We start from the raw sequence: 1869 nt of genomic DNA on the forward strand, positions 1-1869 counted from the left end.
AGCGGCAGCTCAGACAGCACAGCTCAGACAGCACAGCTCAGACAGCGGCAGCTCAGAACAGCGCAGCTCCAGCAGCGGCGGTGCAGTCGGTGGCAGCAAAGATACTGGCAGCAATGCGGCTGAACAGGTGTATAGAACATCATCCTCCACAGAGGAACAGCTTGTCGCGCTTCAGACAGCGCTGCGGGAAGCTGTGAAGCTGGGCTTCGATGCTCCTGCTACCCTATCAGGCACACTCACCAAAAGCGACGGAACCCCGGTAGCCCGGGCAGGTATATTCCTCCGCGCGGAAAGAGAGCTATATCATAGCGTGCGGTCTGACAGTGAGCCGTATCAGATTGTTACGGATGCTGAAGGGCGTTTTCAGTTCTCAGGCGTGATTCCCGGATTCTATCAGATCCAGCTCGGCCTCAGCTTTGAGCAGATCGACGGCTGGACCTGGCCTGTGCAGTCGGACGACTGGATCGAGCTCCAGGCCGGCAGCTCGGTCACACATGATATCACGCTCCAGCCGCTGCTGGAGCTGCAATCACCTGTTAACTCACAGGTGCTGACCGGTGATGCAGTACAGTTCAAATGGGAGGCCGTTGATGGAGCCGCCTATTACAATCTGTCAACAACAGTCGATGACAAAGGCAGCTTCTTAAGCCATGTCACCCGCCAGCGCATTACGGATAATCAGGTTGAAATTCCGGTGACTGAGCTTTACAACAGTGGAGGCTTCTCTACCGGTAGCTTCTCTACCGTAGAAGGGGGGGAAGGCTGGCAGTCGGTTTCCCCCGCTTCCCTGCTCGGCTTCGCCAATCCCGACAGCCGGTTCTCCTGGAGCATTGATGCTTACGATGCGCAAGGCCATGTCATTACCCGCAGCAACGGCTACCGGCTTAATGAGGAGACGGTCGGCAATCTGCCGTTCTTTTATCTGAAATCCCGGACCATGACTGCTGCGGATATGCTCGTTGCGGATCAGAAGCTGGAGGAAGCAATGGAAGCCTACCGCAGGGATTATGCCGATAATCCGCAGGATGACCATGCACTCAAGATGCTGATTCATCTCTTGTTCGCCAAGCATTCCCATACCCGGGATGCCAGAACCATGGATGAAGCGATGGGCTTATTAGTCAAGCTGGTGGAGCTGCGCCCGGATGCCAATTTTGCTTTTAATCTGGCAGATTATTATCTGGACCGCTCTGACTGGAGCAGCTATAACAAATACCATGCGCTGTATCTGAAGCTGAACGGTCACGAGCCGGACAGCTATGACCGCGCCCTGAACGGCGTTGCCCTGATGTACCAGGGCCGGCTGGACGAAGCCCGGCAGGAGCTGGCTCAGGCAATGGAGACAGACCCGAGTCACCGCTTTATCGGCAGTTATCTGGCTGCCGAGCTGGCTGCGGGCCAGCCGCTGGATTCCGTGCTGGAGCTGGCGAAGCGATATCCGCAGCATAGCTTCGGCCAGGGCGGCTACAGCTGGCCGCTGCTGATTATGGAGCTTCAGGCGGAGCGCACCGGAGGGCCTGCTGCCTTTGACAAGCTGCTGGCTGACAAGCTGGATGCCTATATGAGCCGGCAGGATGAAGCCCTTAAGCAGTGGGCCGGCGAAGGCGCGCCGACAGCGCTGAAAACATTTATTAAGGCTGTACTGGAGGTTGGCTAGTACGCATCCGGCGCGCATAGCAACATAGCATGGCAACATAAAAAAGACGATCAACACAGCAGTATGCTGTCTGTTGACCGTCTTTTTAGATATTTCAAGGGCATTTTTACCCTTCATTCGGCACATTTGCCCGCCAAGGCCGAAATCAAGGGCATTTTTGCCCTTGATTTGGCTGATTTGCCCGCCGAGGCCGAATTCAAGGGCATTTTTGC

At 56.0% G+C, this 1869-nt stretch carries 1 protein-coding gene; it reads left to right on the forward strand.

The window, feature by feature from the left end; translation table 11 throughout:
* Positions 1-1657: hypothetical protein (locus AWJ19_RS35190; RefSeq protein ID WP_068723811.1), on the forward strand; the 1657-nt coding region annotated here is incomplete at its 5' end.
* Positions 1658-1869: the final 212 nt, after the last annotated feature.

The organism is Paenibacillus sp. DMB5 (assembly GCF_001517085.1).
Classification (GTDB): Bacteria; Bacillota; Bacilli; order Paenibacillales; family Paenibacillaceae; genus Paenibacillus_AQ.